At 46.4% G+C, this 2,316-nt stretch carries 2 protein-coding genes; both read right to left on the bottom strand.

The genetic code is table 11. The annotated features are described in order from the left end of the window. Positions 1-1,117, bottom strand: a 1,117-nt coding sequence (chrA, locus tag B4F99_RS08585) for a chromate efflux transporter (RefSeq protein WP_290756838.1), incomplete at its 3' end; no start/stop codon positions are given. Between the two features lie 52 nt (positions 1,118-1,169). Continuing rightward, a complete protein-coding gene (locus tag B4F99_RS08580; RefSeq protein ID WP_290756834.1) occupies positions 1,170-2,273 on the bottom strand; it encodes a DUF418 domain-containing protein in 1,104 nt (367 codons plus the stop codon). Positions 2,274-2,316 lie beyond the last annotated feature (43 nt).

The following is a 2,316-nucleotide window of genomic DNA, read 5'->3' as shown; positions in this document are numbered from 1 at the left end:
GAACGATGCGAAGCGGTGACTGCTTATAAAAACGTAACAGACAAAATAATCCGAAAGCCATCAAGAAGTCGAGTCCACTTTTAATACTCGATGTAAAAATCGGATCGTACAATGCCGCGAGTAAGATACCGACGACGGCAGCGTTGACCCCGATCAACATCCGACCAACCGACTGATTTTTTCGGATGCGATCCCAGTACGGCAAAACACCGATGACGAGTAAGAAACCGGGAAAGAAAATCGCAAGCGTCGCAAGGATGCCTCCAGAAATACCAGAGACGATCGTACCGAGATACGTCGCGAATGTGAAGAGAGGTCCCGGTACTGCTTGTGCCGCTGCATATCCGGCAAGGAACGTATCCGTATTCATGAGTCCAGGTACGAGCGATTGCTCAAGAAACGGCAAGACGACGTGCCCGCCACCAAAGACGAGAGCTCCGGCACTGTACATGATACTCGTCAGCTGAATGTTTCCAGTTGTCGCTTGAGCGAGAAGCGGTGTGATAGCGAGTAAGACGAAAAACAAGACGAGTGCGATGACGCTAAACATTCGTGGTACGCGAATTGACAACGAACCACCTGTCTCTGTCTCTTCTTTGAACCAGAAGAAAGCAATAAGACCTGCGAGTAGTAAGACTCCGACTTGCACCAATGGATGGGCGATCAAGAGCACGGCTGCGAGCGCCAGTAACATCAAGGTCAGGCGTTTGGCACCTGTCGCAAGCTTCATTCCCATACCCAGAACGGCGTCAGCGACAATCGCGACCGCAACCAGTTTTAATCCGTGAATGAATCCAGCTTCTGCAACGTCGAACCGTGTCGCAAGAAGCGCGAACAGAATCAAGGCGATACTCGACGGCAACGTGAAGCCGATGAAGGAAATAATTGCTCCTGCTACCCCACCACGGATCAGTCCGATGCCCATTCCAACCTGACTCGAGGCTGGACCGGGTAAGAATTGACAGAGCGCGACTAAGTCAGCATAGGCTTTCTCGTCGATCCATTTTTTCCGTTTGACATATTCTTCATAAAAATACCCGAGATGGGCGACCGGACCACCGAACGACGTCCATCCGAGCTTAAACGACACTAGAAAGATTTCGATTAAACGATGCATGTTTCACCTCCATCTTTCATTTTACATAAAAATTGTTAAGTTCTCGTGAACTTCAATAATTTTTCTTCCCGTATGTTCCCTTTCGCCACAATTTCTCCATAGGACCTTGTGCATGATGCTTTAGATATCTGTTTGATGCGATACCTTGCGTAATCAAAATCAGGAATACAAGTAACAGACCTTGCCATAAAGGCGTCGTTTCAAACTGACCGCTCAGGAAGATGAAACATGTAAAGACGAGTGTGTGCATTAAATAGTTCGTCAATGCCATCCGTCCCAGTCCAGCAAACCACCGCATTCGTCCAGCACGGACGAGTAATGCGACAGCACAAGCATAGGTGATAGCAAGCGTCCGACCTGATAACCAGACATAAAAGAGATTAGATGAACCGTCTGGTACGTCCATATGTGAATGAATGATTCCTACGAATGATGGCACCGTCAGCAACAGGCTGATTCCGAACGTCCACCAGAGAAAACGATTCGTCGGCGGTCGTGTGCTGAAACGTTCCATCAACAATGCCCCGATTAAGAACAGCGACAGGATTTGCGGCCATATGATACCGGTGTTCAGAAAGGATTGCGGTAGTTGAACGGTTATCTCATCGTGAATGAAGCCGACAATATCCCGGGAAGCGACCAACGATTGCAAGAAATCATTCTCTTCGATACTCGATTCATCTCCGAATTCGTTAGCATATTGGTAAATCGATATGTAAATCAGGAAAGTATACACTTGACCGACGACTGCAACTAACATTTTCGTAATCGGCTTTGCTTTCGTAAATAATAACAAGATGAAACCAGTCAACGCATACGTATGTAAAATATCGCCCTGCCACAAGCATAAATGCACTAGTCCAATGAGAAAAAGAATCCCCAGACGACGCGCAAAAATCATCTTCGATAATCCTTTTTGTCGCAAACGCTGGATGAACAAATAGAATCCTGCTCCGAACAAGACACTAAACAGCGTATAGAATTTCGTCTGGATGAAAAGGTCAAAAAACAGACGAATCCATTGGTCCGCTTCTCCCATCATCGCATATGATCGATCTCCAAGAAAACTTGGCATATTGACGAATAGAATTCCGCATAATGCAAAACCCCGTAACACATCTAAATAAACGATGCGTTGATTCAACTGTTGTTCCAACCTAACACTTCCTTCCTAAAAAAAGGGGCTGACTCAAAAAAAG

The sequence above is a fragment of the Exiguobacterium sp. UBA3491 genome (genome assembly GCF_002377745.1).
Taxonomy (GTDB): domain Bacteria; phylum Bacillota; class Bacilli; order Exiguobacteriales; family Exiguobacteriaceae; genus Exiguobacterium_A.
This window is presented reverse-complemented; position numbering and strand designations above follow the sequence as displayed.